The organism is Aliivibrio sp. EL58, assembly GCF_900312675.1.
GTDB lineage: Bacteria > Pseudomonadota > Gammaproteobacteria > Enterobacterales > Vibrionaceae > Aliivibrio.
Genome location: NZ_OMPC01000009.1, coordinates 50,330 through 72,706, shown reverse-complemented (window position 1 = coordinate 72,706; position 22,377 = coordinate 50,330). Strand labels below are relative to the sequence as shown.

General features: G+C 39.9%; 19 protein-coding genes. 14 read left to right on the top strand and 5 right to left on the bottom strand.

Annotated features, from left to right (window positions below):
* Positions 1–234: 234 nt before the first annotated feature.
* Entirely contained in the window at positions 235–2,295 is a 2,061-nt protein-coding gene (gene metG / locus ED622_RS11060; RefSeq protein ID WP_045102541.1) for a methionine--tRNA ligase, read from the bottom strand.
* A gap of 133 nt (positions 2,296–2,428) precedes the next feature.
* Here metG and apbC point away from each other — a divergent pair, with 133 nt between their 5' ends.
* The 3 genes from apbC (at position 2,429) to ED622_RS11045 (ending at position 6,557) form a co-directional block, all read left to right on the top strand.
* On the top strand, positions 2,429–3,496 hold the full coding sequence (gene apbC, locus ED622_RS11055) for an iron-sulfur cluster carrier protein ApbC (RefSeq protein WP_122033956.1): 1,068 nt from the start codon (positions 2,429–2,431) through the stop codon (positions 3,494–3,496).
* A gap of 105 nt (positions 3,497–3,601) precedes the next feature.
* A complete protein-coding gene (gene udk, locus ED622_RS11050) occupies positions 3,602–4,249 on the top strand; it encodes a uridine kinase (protein WP_122033954.1) in 648 nt (215 codons plus the stop codon).
* A 172-nt stretch (positions 4,250–4,421) separates the two neighbouring features.
* Entirely contained in the window at positions 4,422–6,557 is a 2,136-nt protein-coding gene (locus ED622_RS11045; protein ID WP_122033951.1) for an AsmA family protein, read from the top strand.
* 89 nt (positions 6,558–6,646) lie between these two features.
* Here ED622_RS11045 and cobO read toward each other — a convergent pair whose 3' ends face one another.
* From cobO to rne, 3 genes are all read right to left on the bottom strand, one after another.
* Complete coding sequence (cobO, locus tag ED622_RS11040; protein ID WP_122033948.1) at positions 6,647–7,252, bottom strand: cob(I)yrinic acid a,c-diamide adenosyltransferase; 606 nt, start codon at positions 7,250–7,252, stop codon at positions 6,647–6,649.
* Between the two features lie 128 nt (positions 7,253–7,380).
* Complete coding sequence (locus tag ED622_RS11035) at positions 7,381–8,928, bottom strand: SulP family inorganic anion transporter (protein ID WP_122033945.1); 1,548 nt, start codon at positions 8,926–8,928, stop codon at positions 7,381–7,383.
* Positions 8,929–9,101: 173 nt separating this feature from the next.
* Complete coding sequence (gene rne, locus ED622_RS11030) at positions 9,102–12,074, bottom strand: ribonuclease E (RefSeq protein WP_122033942.1); 2,973 nt, start codon at positions 12,072–12,074, stop codon at positions 9,102–9,104.
* Positions 12,075–12,518: 444 nt separating this feature from the next.
* On the opposite strand from rne, the gene rluC reads away from it, so the two are divergent.
* Complete coding sequence (rluC, locus tag ED622_RS11025) at positions 12,519–13,466, top strand: 23S rRNA pseudouridine(955/2504/2580) synthase RluC (RefSeq protein ID WP_122033940.1); 948 nt, start codon at positions 12,519–12,521, stop codon at positions 13,464–13,466.
* A 90-nt stretch (positions 13,467–13,556) separates the two neighbouring features.
* Here rluC and ED622_RS11020 read toward each other — a convergent pair whose 3' ends face one another.
* Positions 13,557–14,138 (bottom strand): nucleoside triphosphate pyrophosphatase, encoded by a 582-nt coding sequence (locus ED622_RS11020; RefSeq protein ID WP_122033936.1) that lies wholly within the window; start codon positions 14,136–14,138, stop codon positions 13,557–13,559.
* 133 nt (positions 14,139–14,271) lie between these two features.
* Between ED622_RS11020 and yceD the strand changes: the two genes are divergently transcribed.
* The 10 genes from yceD to mltG all read left to right on the top strand — a co-directional run bounded on the left by yceD (position 14,272) and on the right by mltG (position 22,376).
* The gene (gene yceD / locus ED622_RS11015; RefSeq protein ID WP_122033934.1) at positions 14,272–14,793 is read left to right on the top strand and encodes a 23S rRNA accumulation protein YceD; all 522 of its coding nucleotides are present in this window, start codon (positions 14,272–14,274) and stop codon (positions 14,791–14,793) included.
* A gap of 16 nt (positions 14,794–14,809) precedes the next feature.
* Positions 14,810–14,980: a 50S ribosomal protein L32 gene (gene rpmF / locus ED622_RS11010; RefSeq protein WP_122033932.1), complete on the top strand. Its 171-nt coding sequence runs from the start codon at positions 14,810–14,812 to the stop codon at positions 14,978–14,980.
* A gap of 10 nt (positions 14,981–14,990) precedes the next feature.
* Positions 14,991–16,016 (top strand): phosphate acyltransferase PlsX, encoded by a 1,026-nt coding sequence (gene plsX, locus ED622_RS11005; RefSeq protein WP_122033929.1) that lies wholly within the window; start codon positions 14,991–14,993, stop codon positions 16,014–16,016.
* 5 nt (positions 16,017–16,021) lie between these two features.
* Complete coding sequence (locus tag ED622_RS11000; protein ID WP_122033926.1) at positions 16,022–16,975, top strand: beta-ketoacyl-ACP synthase III; 954 nt, start codon at positions 16,022–16,024, stop codon at positions 16,973–16,975.
* A gap of 64 nt (positions 16,976–17,039) precedes the next feature.
* Positions 17,040–17,963, top strand: a complete 924-nt coding sequence (fabD, locus tag ED622_RS10995) for an ACP S-malonyltransferase (protein WP_122033923.1) — start codon at positions 17,040–17,042, stop codon at positions 17,961–17,963.
* Positions 17,964–17,982: 19 nt separating this feature from the next.
* On the top strand, positions 17,983–18,717 hold the full coding sequence (fabG, locus tag ED622_RS10990) for a 3-oxoacyl-ACP reductase FabG (RefSeq protein ID WP_162922545.1): 735 nt from the start codon (positions 17,983–17,985) through the stop codon (positions 18,715–18,717).
* Positions 18,718–18,886: 169 nt separating this feature from the next.
* Positions 18,887–19,120: an acyl carrier protein gene (gene acpP / locus ED622_RS10985; protein WP_122033917.1), complete on the top strand. Its 234-nt coding sequence runs from the start codon at positions 18,887–18,889 to the stop codon at positions 19,118–19,120.
* Between the two features lie 96 nt (positions 19,121–19,216).
* Positions 19,217–20,461, top strand: coding sequence for a beta-ketoacyl-ACP synthase II (gene fabF, locus ED622_RS10980; protein ID WP_122033915.1), 1,245 nt, complete (start codon positions 19,217–19,219; stop codon positions 20,459–20,461).
* Positions 20,462–20,562: 101 nt separating this feature from the next.
* Positions 20,563–21,372: an aminodeoxychorismate lyase gene (pabC, locus tag ED622_RS10975; protein WP_122033912.1), complete on the top strand. Its 810-nt coding sequence runs from the start codon at positions 20,563–20,565 to the stop codon at positions 21,370–21,372.
* Positions 21,366–22,376 (top strand): endolytic transglycosylase MltG, encoded by a 1,011-nt coding sequence (gene mltG, locus ED622_RS10970; protein WP_122033910.1) that lies wholly within the window; start codon positions 21,366–21,368, stop codon positions 22,374–22,376. The genes pabC and mltG overlap by 7 nt, the downstream gene beginning before the upstream one ends.
* Position 22,377 lies beyond the last annotated feature (1 nt).

The following is a 22,377-nucleotide window of genomic DNA, read 5'->3' as shown; positions in this document are numbered from 1 at the left end:
ACAAAATAGATAAAAAAATAGAGACCATTTGGTCTCTATTTTTGTTTGTAAGTTATACCAATCACAGTAAGTAAGTGATCAGAAATAGCGCAGAAAAAATGATTGAGAACAAGGCGAAATTTTTCGATAAGTAGTTATTCTACAATCAAAAATTTCAACGCAGTTATCGAGCATTTTAACTAGCTAGGATGAGCAGTTATTTACTACGATTGGTATTATCTTTTAGAAAAAGAATTACATTACACGCATACCAGGTTGAGCACCTTCGTGTGGTTCAAGGATCCAAAGATCTTTACCACCAGGGCCTGCAGCTAGGATCATGCCTTCAGACATACCAAACTTCATCTTACGAGGTTTAAGGTTAGCAACCATAACAGTTAGCTTGCCTTCTAGTTCTTCAGGTTTGTATGCTGATTTAATTCCAGAGAATACTTGACGAGTTTCACCGCCGATGTCCAATTGGAATTTAAGCAATTTGTTTGCCTTTGGAACTTCTTCACAAGAGATAATACGAGCAATACGCATATCAACTGCTTCGAACGCATCGAATTCAATCTCATCTGCGATTGGTTCTTTGTCTAGTTCAGTTTGGCTTGCTTTTTCTTTGTCCGCTTCCGCTTTCTCTTTTGCTGCCATTTCAATTGCAGCATCTGCTTTTGAAGCTTCAACCATTGCTTCTACTTTCTTAGGATCAATACGAGCAAATAATGCTTTGAACTTAGTAATCTCATGAGACGTTAGTGGTTGTGCAATGCCTTCCCACGTCAGCGTTTCATTTAAGAAAGCTTCAGTACGTGCAGCAAGCTCTGGCATTACAGGTTTTAGGTAAGCCATTAATACGCGGAATAGGTTAATACCAACAGAAGCGACTTCTTGTAGCTCTTGTTCTTTACCTTCTTCTTTCGCAAGAACCCAAGGTGCTTTTTCGTCAATGTACTGGTTTGCTTTATCAGCAAGCGCGGTAATTTCACGAATAGCACGACTAAATTCACGCGTTTCGTATAGCTCAGCAATGCGACCTTCAGCAGCAACGAATTCGTTGTAAAGCTCAGGAGCAACAAAGTTATCAGAAAGCTTGCCATCAAAACGTTTAGTAATGAAACCAGCGTTACGAGAAGCTAGGTTAACAATCTTGTTTACGACATCAGAGTTTACACGTTGAGTGAAATCTTCAAGGTTTAAATCAAGATCATCAATACGGCTGTTAAGTTTAGCGGCGTAGTAGTAACGTAAACATTCAGGATCTAAGTGATTTAAGTAAGTTCCTGCTTTAATGAATGTGCCTTTTGATTTAGACATTTTTGCGCCATTCACAGTAACGTAACCATGAACAAATACATTGTTTGGCTTACGGAAACCTGAACCTTCTAGCATTGCAGGCCAGAATAGGCTGTGGAAGTAAACAATGTCTTTACCGATGAAGTGGTAAAGTTCAGTGGTGCTGTCTTTCTTCCAGTATTCATCAAAGTTTAAATCGTCACGCTTGTCACACAGGTTTTTAAATGAACCCATGTAGCCAATTGGGGCATCTAGCCAAACGTAGAAGAACTTGTTTGTTTCGCCTGGGATTTCAAAACCAAAATAAGGTGCATCACGAGAGATGTCCCATTGTTGCAAACCAGACTCAAACCATTCTTGCATTTTGTTTGCTGTTTCAGTTTGAAGAGAACCAGAACGAGTCCATTCTTTTAGCATGCTTTCAAATTGAGGTAAGTCAAAAAAGAAATGCTCTGAATCTTTCATTACAGGTGTAGCACCTGAAACGGCTGATTTAGGGTTGATTAAATCAGTAGGGCTGTACGTTTCGCCACAGTTATCACAGTTGTCACCGTATTGCTCTTCTGACTTACATTTTGGGCATGTGCCTTTTACAAAACGGTCAGGTAAGAACATCTCTTTTTCTGGATCAAACAACTGAGAGATAGTACGGCTAGTAATAAAACCGTTCTTTTTTAGCTCTAAGTAGATATGAGAGGCTAGTTCACGGTTCTCATCACTGTGTGTGCTGTGATAGTTATCAAAGCTAATGTCAAAGCCTGAGAAATCTTTTTGATGCTCTTCGCTAACTGCTGCAATCATTTCTTCAGGAGTAATACCCATCTGTTGAGCTTTAAGCATGATTGGTGTGCCGTGAGCGTCATCTGCACAAATAAAGTTAACGTCGTTGCCGCGTAAACGTTGGTAACGAACCCAGATATCCGCTTGGATATGCTCAAGCATATGACCTAGGTGGATTGAACCGTTTGCATACGGTAGGGCACATGTAACCAGAATTTTTCTCGGATCTGTAGCCATATCTTCTCTTTCGCTTAATGTGATGGGTGAAAATTTTAAGAGATAAATAGTACCTGAAGCGAGCTAGAAAGCATAGAGGATCAAGGGTTCAATTAGTGATAGGATGGGTAAAAATAGATGAGGAGTTGCTAAGATGGCATTTACAACGATGGCAGAGATTAAAAATTGGTTAAATGAATTTACGCATCCACAACTTTGTGAGGGTTGGGCTGAGATCCCTAATATGGTTTCAATCGCGGCAACTGGCGTGATTACAGTAACATTACCCTTTGTTTCTGGCTCAATTAAGCAGGAATTACTCTCTTGGGTGGAATCACAAAAAGTAATCTTAGCGATACCGTCATTATCAGTCGTGATTGTAATGAAACCTGCTACTTTAAAAACAAATAAACCGGCAGTGAAAGGCGTTAAGAATATTATTGCAGTAAGTTCTGGTAAAGGTGGTGTGGGTAAATCAACAACGGCGGTTAATTTAGCATTAGCACTCCAACATCTAGGCGCGAGAGTTGGGATCTTAGATGCTGATATTTATGGCCCATCTGTACCTCTTATGTTGGGTGTTGAAGATAAAAAGCCAAATATTGTTGATAATAATAGAATGATGCCAGTTGAAGCTCATGGTCTCTATAGTAATTCAATTGGTTATTTAGTTGATAAAGCAGAAGCGGCAGTATGGCGTGGTCCAATGGCCTCTAAAGCATTGTCACAGTTAGTGAATGAAACCTTATGGCCTGACTTGGATTATTTGATCATTGATATGCCACCAGGTACCGGTGATATTCAACTTACTTTGTCACAACAGATCCCAACGACAGGGGCTGTTATCGTAACAACACCACAGGACCTCGCATTAATGGATGCAATCAAAGGGGTTAATATGTTTACTAAAGTAGATATTCCAGTGATTGGTGTGGTCGAAAATATGAGTGTGCATATTTGTTCTCAATGTGGGCATGAAGAAGCGATCTTTGGGACTGGTGGTGCAGAATCAATGGCGAAACATTATGCGATCCCATTATTAGGTAAGCTTCCTCTACATATTGATATTCGAAGTGAAACGGATTCTGGGACGCCAAGTGTGGCCTCAAATGTGAAAAGTGCTCACAGTCAGCTCTATATTCAGTTAGCAGAGCAGGTGTCTAGCCGATTATATTGGCAAGGAGAGGTCATTGTTGACCAAATAATGTTCAAGTCATTATAGTGTCTAAGTTAAGTGTAATTATCGGTGGAAAGTGTAGTTCGTAATCCCTATAATTAGGCGGTTTTATTTTAATCACCGCATCTCGCACACTTTTAGGTATCTTTTATGTCAGAGAACAGTAATCAAAACTGTATTATCGTAGGTATTGCAGGGGCATCAGCTTCAGGTAAGAGTTTGATCGCTTCGACTATTTATAACGAACTACGAGCAAAAGTTGGCGATCATCAAATTGGTGTAATAACTGAAGACAGTTACTACAAGGACCAAAGCCACCTGACCATGGAAGAAAGAGTCAAAACAAATTACGATCACCCAAGCGCACTTGATCACGAATTACTTTGTGAGCATCTTGAGCAGCTTATGCGTGGTGAAGCGGTTGATATTCCAACCTACAGCTATACCGAGCATACTCGTACTTCTGAAGTCGATGTGATGACTCCTAAAAAAGTGATCATCTTAGAAGGCATTCTACTTTTAACTGATCCGCGTTTACGTAATTTAATGCACGCAAGTGTGTTTATGGATACGCCATTAGATATTTGTTTGTTACGCCGCGCTAAGCGTGATGTAGAAGAGCGTGGTCGTACAATGGAATCGGTATTCCAGCAATACCAGAAAACAGTACGCCCAATGTTCATGCAATTTATTGATCCATCAAAACAACATGCAGATATCATTGTTCCACGTGGTGGTAAAAACCGAATTGCGATTGATGTATTGAAAGCTCATATTTCACGCTTACTAAAAGCGTAATATAGTGATTTTAAAAGAGGCCAACGTCATTGTTGGCCTTTTTTTTGTCTGCTTTCTGTCACTTTGAAATATTTAGGTATATAACTATAGATAACCGTATGTTTTTTATGTCTAACTGATGGCATAATTAACACTCTTGTAACCCTTTAAATACAATAGATGGATTTTGGTCGTGAAAAAAATAGCCTTATTAATTAGCATTCCGTTTATCGCAGTCATCGTTGCATTTTTGGTGCTAGTGCTGCTTGTGAATCCAAATGACTTCAAACCGCTAATAAAAGAGCAGGTAGAAGCGCAGACTGGCCGCCAGTTAACCATTGATGGTGATATCGAGTGGCGTTTTTTCCCAACGATTGGCTTTTCTATTGGTGAAGTAGCTCTAAGTAATCCAGATGGCTTTGCTACTCCTGATCTTGTGAAGTTTAATAATGCGGTTTTAGATCTTAATGTACGTCCATTATTCCAGCATGAAATTAATATTGGATTAGTGACTCTAGATGGTGCCTCTTTTACGTTGCATACATTAAGAAATGGGGTGAGTAACCTTGATAACATTGGGCCAGAAAAAGTAACAGATGATACCGCGGAAGTAATACCAACAGAAACGGCTGCAGAAGAAACGGTTAGCGCTGAAAATACAAAACCGAGCACGCAGCTTAATGATTGGAAGGTGACTCTAGAAGGTATTGCATTAACCAATGCGGAAGTACTTATTCAAGATGATAAAGCAGGCACTAAAATGTATTTTAGTGATATGAATTTGTCATTATCTCAGTTCAGTCCAGGTGAGTGGGCAAAGTTATCCTTTAATTTAAAAGGAGACCTAGGTCAGCAAAAAGTGGCGCTAGACGGTAAGACTGATTTAAATATTGCTGCTACATTAGATGCGGCGTCATTAAAGCAGACAGAATTTACTGCTTCTTATTCTGATGCATCAAATAAATTTAAAGATATCACATTCACCATTGATCAATTCTCTTTTGATGAGTGGGCGAACATTCGTTTAAAGGCGGCGGGTAAGGCTAATGCGCTTCAAGTAAGTTCAAACTCTACATTTGCATTGTATGTACCAAAAGCATTAGATGTTGTTCAAGTTAAAGACTTTTCAAGTACAAATAATGTGAAAGGAAAAGGGATACCAAATGAAGATGTTACCGCCGTTATTGGTTTTAACAGCTCATTTGATTTAAATAAATCGTATTTAAAGATTGAAAAATTGGCTCTGTCAGCGGTAGATACTGATTTTAATGGCAAGATGAGCGTGCAGTTAAACGATATTCCTAAGGTACGTTTTGAACTGCAGAGTCCAAATGTTGATGTTGATGCGTTATTAGCAACCTTACCTCAGAGTGAACCAACAGCAACTGAAAAGACAACAAACAGTAATAAAAAAGTATCAGCGAGTAAGGCAAAAGAAGTGGAACCTGATTTAAGTGCATTAAAAACACTTGATGTGGCAGGCTCGATAGTTATTGATAAATTTAAGGCAAGTAATGCCAAGATGCAAAATGTAACCTCTGTATTTTCAGTGAATCGTGGGGTGCTAAAACTGACAAAATTCCACTCTAGCTTGTACAGTGGTGGCATTGATATGACAGCAATGTTGGATGCTCGTAATAGCACGCCAACGTATACCTTTAAGCAATCAATTAAAGGTGTACAGGTTGCTCCTTTATTGACTGATGTTATGGGTGAAAGTCTAGTTGAAGGTACTGGTAATATCGCACTTAATATTTCAGGTAAGAGCTTAAAACCAAGTGCTCTAAAACAAAATATTAAAGGGAAAGCATCCGTTAATTTTGCAGATGGTGCCGTGAATGGCGTTAATATCCCATTATTGATTAGAACAACTTATGCAAAAATCAAAGGTGAAAAAGTTCAAGGAAGTGAAGAAGCTGAAAAAACTGATTTTAGTGCATTAACGGCAGACTTTTATTTATCAAAAGGCAATGCAACGACGAAAAATATTAAGATGGTATCCCCATTACTACGTATTCATGGCGAAGGCTCGGCTGATTACGTTCATGAAACGGCAAATATGCTAATTAAGACTTCTATCGTTGGCTCCCTGAAAGGTCAGGGTGGGAAAGATATTGATGATCTAAAAGACGTAACCATACCAATTAGAATTACTGGCCCATGGGTTAAGCCAAAATATAAGCTTGAGTTTGATGATGTTATGCAGCAAAAAGCCAAGAAAGAAATTGATCGTGGTATAGAAAAGCTTGAAGAGAAGTATGGTGATAAAATTAAAGATGAAAAAGTAAAAGAAGCGGCAAATAAACTGCTGAAAGGACTTTTTAATTAATCTACCGTAATAATAACAGTTTAAAAAATGGCCTGTGATCATGATTGATACAGGCCATTTTTATTTGTTATTAAGGATAGAGGGCTGATCTACCAGTCGATGCCTTTTAGGGCCTTAACGCCAGAATCAAAAGCATGTTTTACATTTCGAACTTCAGATACCGTATCAGCCATTTCAATTAATTCACGATGGGCTGCTCGTCCTGTAATTACTACGGATTGCATTTTTGGACGATTTATCAAAGCCGTTTTAAGCTCTTCTAAGTCAATATAGCCATAAGTGACCATGTAAGTCATCTCATCCAATAAAACGAGATCGATTGACTCATCAGACAGGCTTTTCTTACAATCTTGCCATACACGCTGTGCGGCTTCTGTATCAGCGGTTTTATCCTGCGTATTCCAAGTAAACCCTGTTTTCATTACATAGAAAGGGACACCATGACCTTCTAGTAAGTTTCTTTCGCCACAATCCCAAGTACCTTTAATAAATTGAGCAACAACACAATTTAAGCCATGTCCAACCGCTCTGGCTACGGTCCCAAAACCTGAGGTTGTTTTACCTTTTCCATTGCCAGTAACAACAATCAGTAAACCTTTTTCTGTTTGTGCTTCTTCTACACGCTTATCTACATTTTCTTTGATCTTTGATTGACGTTGTTTATAGCGTTCGTTTTTTTGTTCTAGGTCAGTCATTTTTTATTCCATTAAATAAGAGGGGGGGAAGCTGTTTGAATTTTTGTCGCGTGATAAATACAAAAATCCCGATAGGAGAACCATATCGGGATTTTTATTATCAATCAATTATAAAAATGAAAGAGCAACTATTGGCTAACCACTTTGTAGATTGGGTCTTCTTGCACATTAATCTCTACTAGGCTACCAGCCTTGTTTAGAAGCGCATGACAATCTTGACTTAAATGGCGCAGGTGTACTTTTTTACCAGCTTTAGAGTAGCGTTCAGCGATGGTATCAACCGCTTCAATTGCTGAGTGATCGACAACTCGTGATGCCGCAAAGTCAATCACGATGTTTTGCGGGTCATTTTCTACATCAAACAACTCTAAGAAGTTAGCAGCAGAACCAAAGAAGATTGGGCCGTTAATTTCATAAACCTTAGAACCTTCGTCAGAAACTGAATTTGTTGAGTAAATGTGTTTCGCGTGTTGCCATGCAAACATTAGCGCAGAAGCGATAACACCAACACCAACGGCAACAGCAAGGTCGGTTAGTACAGTAACCACGGTTACTAAAACAATTACAAAGAAGTCTTGTTTTGGTACGCGACGAGCCAGTTTGAATGTAGCCCACTCAAACGTACCAATAACAACCATGAACATAACACCAACTAATGCAGCTAATGGGATCATTTCAATTAAGCCTGAAGCGAAAAGAATGAAGCCAAGTAGAGCAAGTGCGGCAGTAATACCTGATAAACGACCACGACCACCTGAGTTTACGTTGATCATTGATTGACCAATCATTGCACAGCCGCCCATCGCACCAAATACAGAACAAGTTACGTTTGCAACGCCTTGACCAACACATTCACGGTTAGATTGGCCGCGAGTACCTGTCATTTCATCAATTACTGTTAGGGTTAGTAATGATTCGATTAGACCGATTGCCGCTAAAATTAATGCGTATGGGAAGATGATGTATAACGTTTCTAAAGAAAGAGGAACGTTAGGTACAGAGAAGGTAGGCAGTGAACCAGCAAGTGTTGCAGCTTCATCACCACTCATTGTACGCAAGAAATCAACAACAGTACGTGTGTCTAAATCTAACCCTTGAACTAAGCCAGTTACAACGATGATAGCAACTAAAGAAGAAGGAACAGCCGTTGTTAGTTTTGGTAAAAAGTGAATGATAGCCATTGTTAATGCAACAAGACCAAGCATTAGCATCATTTCTGGGCCTTGTAACCAATCAAGATTACCTAGGGCATCCGGAGCTTTAAACTGACCAAGTTGAGCAAGGAAAATAACAATAGCCAAGCCATTTACAAAACCGATCATCACAGGATGTGGAACGATACGAATAAATTTACCTAGTTTAAATAAACCTGCAGTAATTTGCAGAATACCGGCGAGTAAAATGGCAGCAAAAAGGTATTGAACGCCGTGCATAGCAACAAGACTAACCATAACTACAGCCATAGCGCCTGTAGCACCAGAGATCATGCCTGGACGTCCGCCAATGATAGAAGTAATTAGACCAACGATAAAGGCAGCATAAAGGCCAACCATTGGGTCAACACCGGCAACAAAGGCAAAGGCTACGGCTTCTGGAACAAGAGCTAACGCAACGGTTAATCCTGATAGAACATCATTCTTTACTGAATGATTAGAAAATTTTGGGAATTCAAACATGTTTTTTAGATATCTTCTTGGTTGTTTTTCAGTCATTCATGCCGCGGATCGTACAGAAAAGCGTGATGAAGTTCAATATTTATTCAGGTTATCAATATAAAAAAAGCAAGTTACGCCGAAACGTAACTTGCTTTAATTCAGGTTTATCTATTAGAAGGCGTTAGCCTAAAAAGTTATAAACCAGCAGTTTTTGCCATTGCAGCACTTGCTTGAGAAGTGGCTGTTTGGCTACCCGCTTGTTTTGGTTCAAAGCGTTCTGTTCTGAATGTCGCTGCAGTTACAGTGATTTCCTTAATCTCTGTTGGACCGCTTGCTTTTGTCATACCAGAAGATGCTTGACCTTTATATTGAGGCTTTGTAGCAACAACATTAACAGCAGGAGTTGGCGTTTCTTCAACTGCGATAACAGCCGGAGTAATTACTTCTTCTTTAACTTCAACTTTTTGTTCAACAATAGGTGCTTCTACTTTCGCAGGTGCTTCGTTGATTGTTGGAGTTTCAATTACTGGTGTTTCAGTAATTACAGTTTCAGTAACGACAGCTTCTACAATAGGCGCTGCAATGTAAGGAAGTAGTACTTTACCCATTGCCATTTCAGGGAAAGCGACACCGCCGACGTTTGCTTTCGCTGGTGTCGATTGTTTTGCCTTATCCTGTGCATTTTGAGTTTCGTTATCAACGAATTTCTCTTGTTGCAGCTTGGCTTTTTTCTGCTCTAAAATTCGAGTGTAATCAGGACAAACTTTACCCATCGATAGTTCTGGTGATGCAACACCAGCAAATAAGCGAGAAGGGTTGAAAGGACGACGATCACGACGACGACGACGCTGACCACTTGCACGTAAATGACGTGGAGAACGACGGTTACGACGTTGACCTTCTTTACGCTCGGTATTCGCTTCAACAGGAACTGCTGGTTTAACTTGAGTTTCAACTGCTGTTACTACTTCAGTTTCTACTTTAGTTTCAACTTCAACAGATTGACCAGTACGTACCTTTTTCTGTAATTGGCGACGTTGACGGCGTTGTTTAACTTGAACCGTTTTCTCGCGTTTTTCTACAGGTTTTTCTGGTGTTTGAACTGGTGCTTGTTGTGCATCCGCTGCCAATTGAGTGCCTTGCTCTACAATTTCTTTGCGAACTTTAGGCTGTTTAGCTGGCTTATTATCAGCTGCTTTTACTGGTTTAGCAGTAGCAACTGGCGTGTCTTCAACTTTTTTACCACGACGATTATCGTTACGATTTTCGTTGGTATTGCGAGGTTCATTACCGTTACGGCGATTACGATTATTGCGACCATTCTCATTTCGACGACGATCGTTATTACGATTTTGGTTACGACGTTGAGGTTGAGCTGGTTTTTCTTCTTCTACTTTTTTCTCAGCTTCAGCAACAGGCGCTGTTTCTGGTGTTGAGAAGAAGTTCGCAATTGCAGAGAAGAAACGGCTAATAATGCCTGGTTTCTCTTCTGTTGAAGCGACAGCTTTAGTTTCTGCTACTTTTGCTTCTGGAGCTTTTGCCATTGGGGCAGCTTGAGTAGGAGCACTAAAACCTTGAAGAACAGGTTCTTCACGTTTTCTTGGTGCAGTATTAGCAACCGGTGCTTCTTTCGCATCCGCTTCACGTAATGAATCTAGCTTCTTAGGCAGAAGATAAGAAAGCATTTCTTGTTCTTCACCTTCACGGATACGAACCACTTCAAAGTGAGGTGTTTCCATGTCAGAGTTAGGAACAATGATAACGCGAACGTTATGGAACTTTTCAATGTGCTGAACTGAACGACGTTTTTCATTGAGCAAGTAAGAAGCAATAGAGACAGGAACAACAGCAAGTACTTGTGTTGTATTGTCTTTTAGAGATTCTTCTTCAATAAGACGTAAAACAGACAGTGCTAGAGATTCATTATCACGAACCACACCAGTACCCGTACAACGAGGACAAATGTGATGGCTTGCTTCAGCTAAAGACGGGCTTAAGCGTTGGCGAGACATTTCTAATAAACCAAAGCGAGAAATACGACCAATTTGAACACGAGCGCGGTCCATACGAACAGCTTCACGCATACGGTTTTCTACTTCACGTTGGTGACGAACAGGCGTCATATCAATGAAGTCGATAACAACTAGGCCACCTAGATCACGTAAACGTAATTGACGAGCAATTTCATCTGCTGCTTCTAGGTTAGTATTTAATGCTGTTTCTTCGATATCGCCGCCTTTAGTTGCACGAGCTGAGTTGATATCAATAGAAGTCAGTGCTTCTGTTGGGTCAATAACAATTGAGCCGCCAGAAGGTAAGCGCACTTCACGTTCAAAAGCAGATTCAATCTGGCTTTCAATTTGGTAGTGGCTAAATAGCGGTACTTCGCTTTCATACAACTTAACGCGAGATAAGAAATCAGGGCGAATAAGTTGGATGTGCTGACGAGCACGATCAAAAATTGTTGGGCTATCAATCAAGATTTCGCCAATATCACGACGTAAGTAATCACGAATTGCGCGAACAATTACGTTACTTTCTTGGTGAATTAGGAAAGGAGCTTGATTAGATTCTGAGGCGTGTTTAACCGCTTCCCAATGATTTAGGAGTACGTTTAAATCCCATTCTAATTCTTCTGCAGACTTACCAACACCAGCAGTACGTACGATCAGACCCATACCTTGAGGTAGTTCTAATGTACTTAGTGCTGCTTTTAATTGGGTACGTTCTTCACCTTCGATACGACGAGAAATTCCGCCAGCACGAGGGTTATTAGGCATAAGAACAAGGTAGCTACCGGCAAGAGATATAAATGTTGTTAAAGCTGCGCCTTTATTGCCACGCTCTTCTTTCTCAACTTGTACAATAACTTCTTGGCCTTCTTTCAATACGTCCTTGATATTTGGACGGCCTTGATAAGTGTAACCTTGTGGGAAATATTCTTTTGCAATTTCCTTAAGGGGAAGGAAACCGTGGCGATCAGCGCCGTAATCAACAAAAGCTGCTTCCAAGCTTGGTTCGATACGTGTGATTTTGCCTTTATAAATATTAGCTTTCTTAGATTCGTGACCAGGGCTTTCGATATCTAGATCAAAAAGGCGTTGGCCATCAACTAATGCGACGCGCAACTCTTCCTTTTGGGTTGCGTTAATCAACATTCTTTTCATTAGGGAATACTCATTACAAATTGTCGAGCTTGTTTGTCCACATCCATTTCAAATGGTGCCAGATCCCAAGGCTGATTACATGTGCAGCCTCACGGCTGGAACTCAGGGATGCTCTAGGGCACAATCCACATCAACACTATCGATAAAATAGTGCTGATCCGCAATAATTCGCGGTCGTTAAAACATAAAAAATGGTTGAGGCATATCAAGCAAAAAAACTCAAAGCAGTACGGATGTCTTACGCCAATTGCTGCATCACCGCATTCGAGCAGTATATTTTTAGTTCGTGTTGGTGCTTTTATGCTCACCAAGGTGAAGAAATAGCCATCTGGGCTGATTTCAGATGCTCACTATAACAGTCAGATCAAGCCTCAGCAATCTTCAATATTTGAAAGTGAGCTAAAAAAGGTTCATCAATTAGAATTAAGACAGTAGAATACACAAATGAATGAAGATAAACCTAAAGTGCAATTCGTCGAGATCGATGACGATTTTGCAGGGCAACGAATCGATAATTTTCTTCTTGCCCGCTTAAAAAATGTACCAAAAAGTATGATTTACCGAATTGTGCGTAAAGGCGAAGTTCGTGTAAATAAAAAACGCATTAAACCAGAGTATAAAATTCAAGAGGGGGATATAGTTCGAGTTCCTCCTGTGAAGTTACCTGAATCAACAGCTCCTGAGTTGCCGAATGTTAAATTGGCAAAAGTCTCTGAGCTTGAAAGCTGCATTATCTATGAAGATGATCATCTTCTTATTTTGAATAAGCCATCGGGTACTGCGGTACACGGCGGTAGTGGTTTAAAATTTGGGGCGATAGAAGCGTTACGTGCGTTACGTCCAGAGGCTCGTTTTCTAGAACTAGTGCACCGAATTGATAGAGATACATCAGGTATTCTTTTAATTGCTAAAAAGCGTTCAGCATTACGTCGATTGCAAGAACAGTTCCGAAATAAGACGGTTCAAAAGTATTATTTTGCTTTAGTTATGGGCGAATGGAAAAGTACCTGTAAAGTGGTCAATGCTCCTTTGCTTAAAAATGAAGTGAACAGTATTGTTCGAGTGAACCCTAATGGTAAGCCTTCTGAAACACGCTTTAAGATTTTAGAGAAATTTGAGCAAGCAACATTGATTCAGGCGAGTCCAATTACAGGGCGTACCCATCAAATTCGTGTACATGCACAATATACTGGTCACCCAATTGGTTGGGATGATCGTTATGGAGATAGACGATTTGATGCTTATTCAGGTAAGTTTGGTCTAGACCGATTGTTCTTACATGCAGCGAATATCAAATTTACTCACCCAAGTACGGAAGAGTTAATGGATATTAGCGCTCCAATGGAAAATCGACTAGAAAGAGTTTTAAAAGGATTACGTTCTAAAAAGTAACGTGTGGTTACTCTTTTTATTATTCTAGCGATAAGTGTTATTTAGCACTTATCGCTTTTTTTTACTCACATCTTTCGATCAAAAAATTGCTTATAAAACTTGGAATTGTTGACGTTCCAGCATATCTATCAGTGTTATCAAGGGAAGACCAATTAAAGTATTTGGATCTTTTCCTTCTAGTTTTTCAAATAAGGCAATACCAAGTCCCTCACACTTAAAACTACCAGCACAATACAATGGCATTTCTTTATCCACATAATTTTCAATTTGTTTTTTTGTTAACTGGCGGAAATGAACCTTAAACTCTTCACAAAGGGTTTCACTCACCATTGTCGTGCTATTAAATAGCGATAAACCCGTATAGAAAGTAATAATTTGCCCGCTGGCTTCCTGAAGTTGAGTAATGGCTTTTTCGCGTGTTAATGGCTTTCCTACAATGCGATCATTAATCTTGCAGACTTGGTCGGATCCTATGATCAAGTAGTTAGGATCCTTAATGCCGCAAGAGAGTGCTTTTTGCTCCGCTAAGCGAGTGACTAAATCTCTAGGTGATTCATTTTCCAACGGTGTCTCATCGCAATTGGGTGAAATTGCATCAAAAGGGACTTGGATCTTCTCTAAGATCGAGCGTCGAAAAGGCGATGTTGAAGCTAGAATGAGTTTTGGTTGCATAATGGGTTCTTCTTCTTAAACTTTTCGTTTATTATTAGCAACTCTGCTGAAATAGCAACTGGGAAGAAAAAAAGCATATTTTTTGCCATTTTTCTTTGACTCTAAGGCTTTAGAAAGATAAGATGCGCGCCCTATGCAAAAGGTAAAAATACCACGAACAGTTGATGCAATCCAAAACGCTCAACGAAGATTAGATTACGATGGAATCATCCAATCTGATATTTTAAAGCGTTTGGCTGAATCTACTGAAGATGTGAAAAGTGATGCTGAAGTCACGATGTCATTTAAAGTTGACGAACAACGATTAGCCGTTATCTCTGGTAAAGCTAGCGTCAATGTATTGTTGGAATGTCAACGCTGTAATAAAAATTTTGAACATCACCTAAATGTATCATTTAAGTGTACGCCTTTTTTAAGCGAAGAAAAGGCAGCTCTAGTTCCTGAGGAATATGAGTTTGTAGATTTAAATGAAGTAGGTGAAGTTGATCTCGTTGAGTTGGTAACTGACGAGTTTATTCTAGCGTTGCCGCAAGTCGCTATGCATGACATTAAAGATTGTCAGGTCAAATCTAACAATTTGGTATTTGGCGAAATTCCTGAAGAGGAAGAGAAACCGAATCCGTTTGATGTTTTAAAATCTTTAAAACAACAGTAATTGAGGAGTAGGGTCCATGGCCGTACAAAAGAGCAAAAAATCACGTTCAATGCGTGGCATGCGTCGTTCACATGATGCACTAACTACAGCTGCTTTATCTGTAGACGCAACTAGTGGCGAAACTCACCTTCGTCACAACGTTACAGCTGACGGTTTTTACCGTGGCCGCAAGGTAATCAACAAGTAAGGTTGACGCTTTGCAGCAGCTAACCATTGCAATTGATGCGATGGGTGGGGATTTCGGTCCCCAAGTTACAGTGCCTGCCGCCGTGCAGGCATTGTCGCAATTCCCAGAGCTAAAAATAACTATTGTTGGAGATCGTGATGCGATTTCTACACAATTAACACACCTAAATTATACCCCCAACTCAAGATTATCAATTGTCCATAGCGACAGCGTAATTGGTAATAACACACCGCCTTCAAAAGCTCTCCGACATAGTCGTGGTAGCTCAATGAGAGTCGCCCTTGATTTAGTTTCCAGTTCAGATGCTCAAGCGTGTATTAGCGCAGGCAATACTGGGGCATTAATGGGATTATCTCGTTTTACTTTAAAGCTTCTTCCTGGCGTAGAACGCCCTGCATTGATCAGTCCATTACCAACGAAAAATAACCAACGTACTTGGATGCTAGATCTCGGCGCTAATGTATCATGCGATGCTGAAACCTTATTTCAATTTGCTGTAATGGGTGCTGAATTAGCAGAACAATCATTAGGGCGTAAGGCAAAAGTCGCTCTATTGAATATTGGTGAAGAAGAAATAAAAGGTAATGATCAAATAAAACGTTGCTCTGAAATGTTACATCAATGCCAAGATATTCAATATATTGGCTATATTGAAGGTGATAAGCTTTATCAAGGCATTGCTGATGTAGTAGTGTGTGATGGGTTTGTTGGTAATGTTTGCTTGAAAACAAGCGAAGGCGTTGCGCATTTATTTCTAGATCAACTAAAATCACATCTAGTAACATCAAAATTTAAACAAATTTTAGCGAAATGGCTCTTTGGTGATGTCATTTCTAGCTTAAAAGAGTTGAACCCCGACCAGTATAACGGCGCAAGTCTGATAGGATTGCGCGGCATTGTTGTAAAAAGTCATGGAAGTGCAGATATATCTGCCTTTAACAATGCCATCAAGGAAGCGGTTCATGAGGTCAAGCGTCAAATACCTAATCGTATTAGTGATCGCTTGGAGGCAGTTTTACTCGAGAGGCATTATTAGTCTTCATGTATAGCAAAATTTTAGGTACTGGTAGCTATTTACCAGCACAAATTCGCTCTAACGCGGATTTAGAAAAAATGGTCGATACAAGTGATGAGTGGATCCTAGCTCGTACTGGTATTAGTGAACGTCGCATTGCTGGCAAAGATGAGTCAGTGGCTACTATGGCGCACTTGGCTTCTGTAAATGCAATCGAAATGGCTGGAATAGATAAGCATGATATTGATCTGATTATCTTGGCAACAAGTACACCTACGTACTCATTTCCTTCTGCTGCATGTGAAGTCCAAGGATTATTAGAAATCCAAGGCTGTCCAGCGTTTGATCTATCAGCAGCTTGTTCTGGTTTCGTTTATGCATTGAGTGTGGCTGATCAGCACATCAAGACAGGCATGGCAAAAAATGTGCTTGTGATTGGATCTGATGCTGTATCTCATACCTGTAACCCAGAAGATCGCTCTACTGTTATCTTATTTGGTGATGGTGCTGGCGCTGTGATTATTGGTCAAAGTGAAGAACCAGGTATTATCTCAACGCATTTGCATGCTGATGGTAAATTTGGTGAATTACTTTCTTTACCTGTTCCTTCTCGTAAAAATGAAGAAGCAGATAAGTGGCTACACATGGCTGGGAATGAAGTCTTTAAAGTTGCCGTGACTCAGTTATCGAATTTGGTGAAAGAAACACTTCATAAAAACCAAATGGATAAATCAGAGTTAGACTGGTTAGTACCTCATCAGGCAAATTTACGAATTATTAAAGCAACAGCGAAGAAACTGTCGATGTCGATGGATCAAGTTGTTGTTACTCTCGATCGTCACGGTAATACTTCTGCAGCAACGGTGCCTACGGCATTAGATGAAGCAGTACGTGATGGCAGAATCCAACGAGGCCAAACTTTATTGCTTGAAGCATTTGGTGGGGGTTTTACTTGGGGTTCTGCACTCGTTAAGTTTTAAGTGAGAAATAGATCATCGTAGCGATCTAATTTCTTTATATGCTTATTTAAAGGAAATAATATTCATGAGCAATTTTGCTATCGTTTTTCCAGGTCAAGGCTCTCAAGCTGTTGGCATGCTTGCTGAGTTAGGTGAGCAACACGAAGTTGTAACGCAAACTTTTTCAGAAGCATCTGAAGCGTTAGGTTATGACTTGTGGTCACTTGTTCAAAATGGCCCAGCAGAAGATTTAAACCAAACTTTTCGTACTCAGCCAGCATTATTAGCAACCTCTGTTGCATTATGGCGTGTATGGCAAGAGCAAGGTTTAGCACAACCATCTGTTTTAGCTGGTCATAGTCTTGGTGAATATTCTGCGCTTGTATGTGCAGGAGTAGTGGACTTTAAAGATGCGATTAAATTAGTTGAGCTTCGTGGTCAATTAATGCAAGAAGCCGTTCCAGCTGGTGTTGGCGCAATGTATGCCATTATTGGTTTGGATAACGACTCGATTGCTAAAGCATGTGAAGAAGCTGCACAAGGTGAAGTTGTTTCTCCTGTAAACTTTAACTCACCAGGCCAAGTGGTTATTGCTGGTAATAAAGATGCTGTTGAGCGTGCTGGTGTATTATGTAAAGAAGCGGGTGCAAAACGTGCGCTTCCTTTACCAGTATCGGTTCCATCGCATTGTGCATTAATGAAACCTGCGGCTGATAAGCTTGCGGTAGCATTAGAGAGCCTTGAGTTTTCTGCTCCAACATTGCCAGTTATTAATAACGTTGATGTTATTGCTGAAACTGATCCTGCAAAAATTAAAGATGCACTTGTTCGTCAATTATACTGCCCAGTACGTTGGACGGAAGTTGTTGAAACAATGGCTGAACAAGGTGTTGAAACCTTATATGAAGTTGGTCCAGGTAAAGTTCTTACTGGTTTAACTAAACGAATCGTTAAATCACTTAGCGCAGCAGCAGTAAATGATGCTGCTTCTCTTGAAGCTGCTAAGTAATTAAAGGGAATAGTAAATGATGAATTTAGAAGGCAAAATTGCCTTAGTTACTGGCGCTAGCCGTGGTATTGGTCGTGCAATTGCTGAGCAATTAGTGTCGCGCGGAGCAACGGTTATTGGTACAGCTACTTCTGAAAATGGCGCTGCTGCAATCAGTGAGTACCTAGGCGAGAACGGTAAAGGTCTTGCTCTGAACGTAACGGATGCAGAGTCTGTTGCCGAAGTATTAAAAACCATCAATGATGAGTTTGGTGCATTAGATATTCTTGTAAACAATGCAGGTATTACTCGTGATAACTTACTTATGCGTATGAAAGATGATGAATGGATGGATATCATTGATACCAACCTAACGTCTATTTTCCGCTTATCTAAAGCGGTACTTCGTGGCATGATGAAAAAACGCAATGGTCGTATTATCAACGTAGGTTCAGTAGTTGGCACTATGGGTAATGCAGGACAAACAAACTATGCAGCGGCGAAAGCTGGTGTTATCGGTTTTACTAAATCAATGGCTCGTGAAGTTGCTTCTCGTGGCATAACTGTAAATACAGTTGCTCCAGGTTTTATTGAAACTGATATGACAAAAGCCTTGAATGATGAGCAGCGAGCTGCAACACTATCATCTGTACCTGCTGGTCGTTTAGGTGATCCTAAAGAAATTGCTGCTGCAGTTGTCTTTTTAGCATCTCCAGAAGCAGCTTACATCACAGGCGAAACTTTGCATGTGAATGGCGGCATGTACATGGTTTAATTTATAAAATTGACTTAAGGGTGACTTAAGTCAATTTTGGGTCAAAATTGCACTAAAAATCACGATTTTCGTGGTTTGACCAGCAATCTTGGCCTTGCAACTTTCTTATTAATGAATAAAATACAGCAAGTATCGCAAATCAGCGAAATCTGTAATTAGGAAAATTAAAATGAGCAATCTTGAAGAACGCGTAAAGAAAATCATCATTGAGCAACTAGGTGTTGGTGAAGCTGAAGTTAAAAACGAAGCATCATTCGTTGATGACCTAGGTGCAGATTCACTAGATACAGTTGAACTAGTTATGGCTCTAGAAGAAGAGTTTGACACTGAGATTCCAGATGAAGAAGCTGAGAAAATCACTACTGTTCAAGCTGCTATCGACTACGTAACTAGCGCACAGTAATAAAAGAAATACCTTCCAGGCGGTCATCTTGACCGCCTGAGTTTTTAGTACGCTACAATCCCTATCTAATATCAATTAATTCCGGAGAAATATATCGTGTCCAAACGTCGTGTAGTTGTTACAGGCATGGGTATGCTAACACCGGTGGGTAACACTGTTGAAGCATCTTGGAAAGCGCTGCTAGCAGGCCAAAGTGGTATCGTTAATATCGAACACTTTGATACCACTGAGTTTACTACTCGTTTTGCAGGTCTAGTTAAAGACTTTAATGCTGAAGAGTATATGTCTAAGAAAGACGCTCGTAAAATGGATTTATTTATCCAATACGGCGTAGCTGCTGGCATCCAGGCATTAGATGACTCGGGTTTTAAAGTTACTGAAGAAAATGCTCACCGTATCGGTGCTGCAATTGGTTCAGGCATTGGTGGTCTTGGCTTAATCGAAGCTGGCTACAAAGCATTTAAAGAAAAAGGCCCTCGTAAGATCAGTCCGTTTTTCGTGCCTTCAACTATCGTAAATATGATCGCTGGTCATATGTCGATTATGCGCGGTCTACGTGGTCCAAATATCGCAATTTCAACGGCTTGTACTACAGGTCTTCATAATATTGGTCATGCTGCACGTATGATCGCTTATGGTGACGCTGATGCAATGCTAGCGGGTGGTGCTGAAAAAGCATCTACTGAGCTAGGTATGGGCGGTTTTGGTGCAGCTAAAGCACTATCAACAAACAATGAGAACCCACAAGGTGCTTCACGTCCTTGGGATAAAAACCGTGATGGTTTTGTTCTAGGTGATGGTGCCGGTATGATGGTTCTTGAAGAATATGAACACGCAAAAGCTCGCGGTGCAAAAATCTACTGTGAACTAGTTGGCTTTGGTATGAGCGGTGATGCTTATCACATGACTTCACCAACACCAGACGGTTCTGGTGGTGCGCTAGCGATGGAAGCAGCAATGCGTGATGCAGGCGTAACGGGTGAACAAATCGGTTATGTTAATGCTCATGGTACTTCAACACCTGCGGGTGATGTTGCTGAAGTTAAGGGCATTAAACGTGCACTTGGTGAAGCGGGTACTAAGCAAGTATTAGTATCATCAACAAAATCAATGACAGGTCACTTATTAGGTGCTGCCGGTTCTGTTGAAGCAATTATCACAGCACTGTCTTTGGTTGATCAAATTGTTCCACCAACGATCAATCTTGATGATCCTGAAGAAGGCCTAGATATCGATCTAGTTCCTCATACTGCTCGTAAAGTAACGAACATGGAATACGCTATTTGTAATTCGTTCGGCTTCGGTGGTACTAACGGTTCACTAATCTTTAAGAAAATGTAATAACTTGTTTATGAAGCTTAATTAGTTTCATTCAGTTAGTTATATTTTGAAGGCGGTTTGATATTATATCAAATCGCCTTTTTTTATTATCTGGAGTTTCTATGTACTGGGTTAATGGTGTTGAATCCGAAACATTGCCGATTAATGATCGAAGTACCCAATATGGAGATGGCTTCTTTACCACCATGAAAGTTGAAAATGGTGAGGTATGTTTATGGCCTTTTCATTTAGAACGTCTTAAAACCTCTGCAAAACGTTTAATGATGATACCTCCTAATTGGCATGATTTAGAAACGCAGGTTTGCAGTGTTGCGAAGAGTCTGGCGCTTGGTGGCATTAAAATATTAATTAGTCGGGGTGCTGGTGGCAGAGGTTATTCACCTGAAGGGTGTGTGACTACTCAGGTCATTGTGTCTGATTTTCAATATCCAAGCCATTATAAGCAATGGCAAAAAAATGGCATTGAATTAGGTGTCTCTACGATTAAGCTTGGTTTATCATCTCCACAGCTTGCTGGAATGAAGCATTTAAATCGATTAGAGCAAGTATTAATCAAAGATGAAATAGAAAAAACAGAAACAACAGATGTTGTGGTTCTTGATCTTAATAACAAAGTTATAGAAACCTCGATAGGTAATATCTTTTGGATTAAGGATGGTAGAATCTTTACTCCTGATTTATCTTTTTCAGGTATAGAAGGTGTGATGAAAAAGCACCTGCAACAGTTGATAGAAGAATCTCAATTAGAGTTAAATGAAGTTAGTGTAGAACTGTGTGAGCTAGAAAATGCTGATGAAGTTTTTATTACTAATTCTTTATTTGAAATTGTACCAATCAATGCAATTGTTAATACAAAATTCACTCAACATAAATTTACACACAGATTTCAGGAGAAATTGTACTCGTGCTAAAGAAATTGTTATTCCTTATTTTACTCATCGCGATAGGCGCGGTTGGTGTTGGCTTTTGGGGCTATCAACAAGCGACTCAATTTACAGAACAGCCTGTTTTATTAAAGGATGCTCAGCTAATTGAGGTAAAACCAGGTACTAGTTATCGAAAACTGGTTCGTCAATTTGAACAGAAGCAATGGATCTCAGAGACTAAATGGGCGCGTTTTACTCATCGATTGTTTCCAGAGCTTACTGAAATTAAAGCAGGCACATATTGGGTTGAACCTAACCAATCTTTAGCGACAGTATTAACTCAATTAAAAACAGGTAAAGAGCATCAATTTTCGATTACCTTTGTTGAAGGAAGTCGTTTTTCTGAATGGCAGCAACAATTAGAGCAAGCACCTTACTTAGATCACGAACTAAGCAATCTTTCAGAAAAAGAAATTGCGGAGAAATTAGGGGTTGATCGTTCTAAATTAGAAGGGTTGTTCTTAGCTGAAACATACCATTATACGGCAGGTATGAGTGACTTTGATATTCTAGAGCGCTCTCATAATGCATTAGTGGCATTACTGGATGCAGAGTGGAAAACTAAATCAGCAAACCTACCTTTAAAATCATCTTATGAAGCGTTGATCTTAGCCTCTATTATTGAAAAAGAAACAGCGATTGATTCAGAAAGAGAACGAGTATCTTCTGTATTTGTTAACCGTTTAAAGCGTGGGATGCGTTTACAAACAGATCCAACCGTAATTTACGGAATGGGAGATAAATACGATGGTAATATTCGTAAAAAAGATCTACGTACGCCAACAGCTTATAATACGTACACAATAAATGGTCTACCGCCAACACCGATTGCAATGGCGGGCCCTGCATCGATAAAAGCAGCTCTGCACCCAGAAACTAGTCGTTATCTTTATTTTGTTGCAGATGGTACAGGCGGTCATAAATTCACTAAATCACTAGTTGAGCATAACAAAGCAGTTAGAGCTTATCTAAGAACCTTAAGAAATTAAT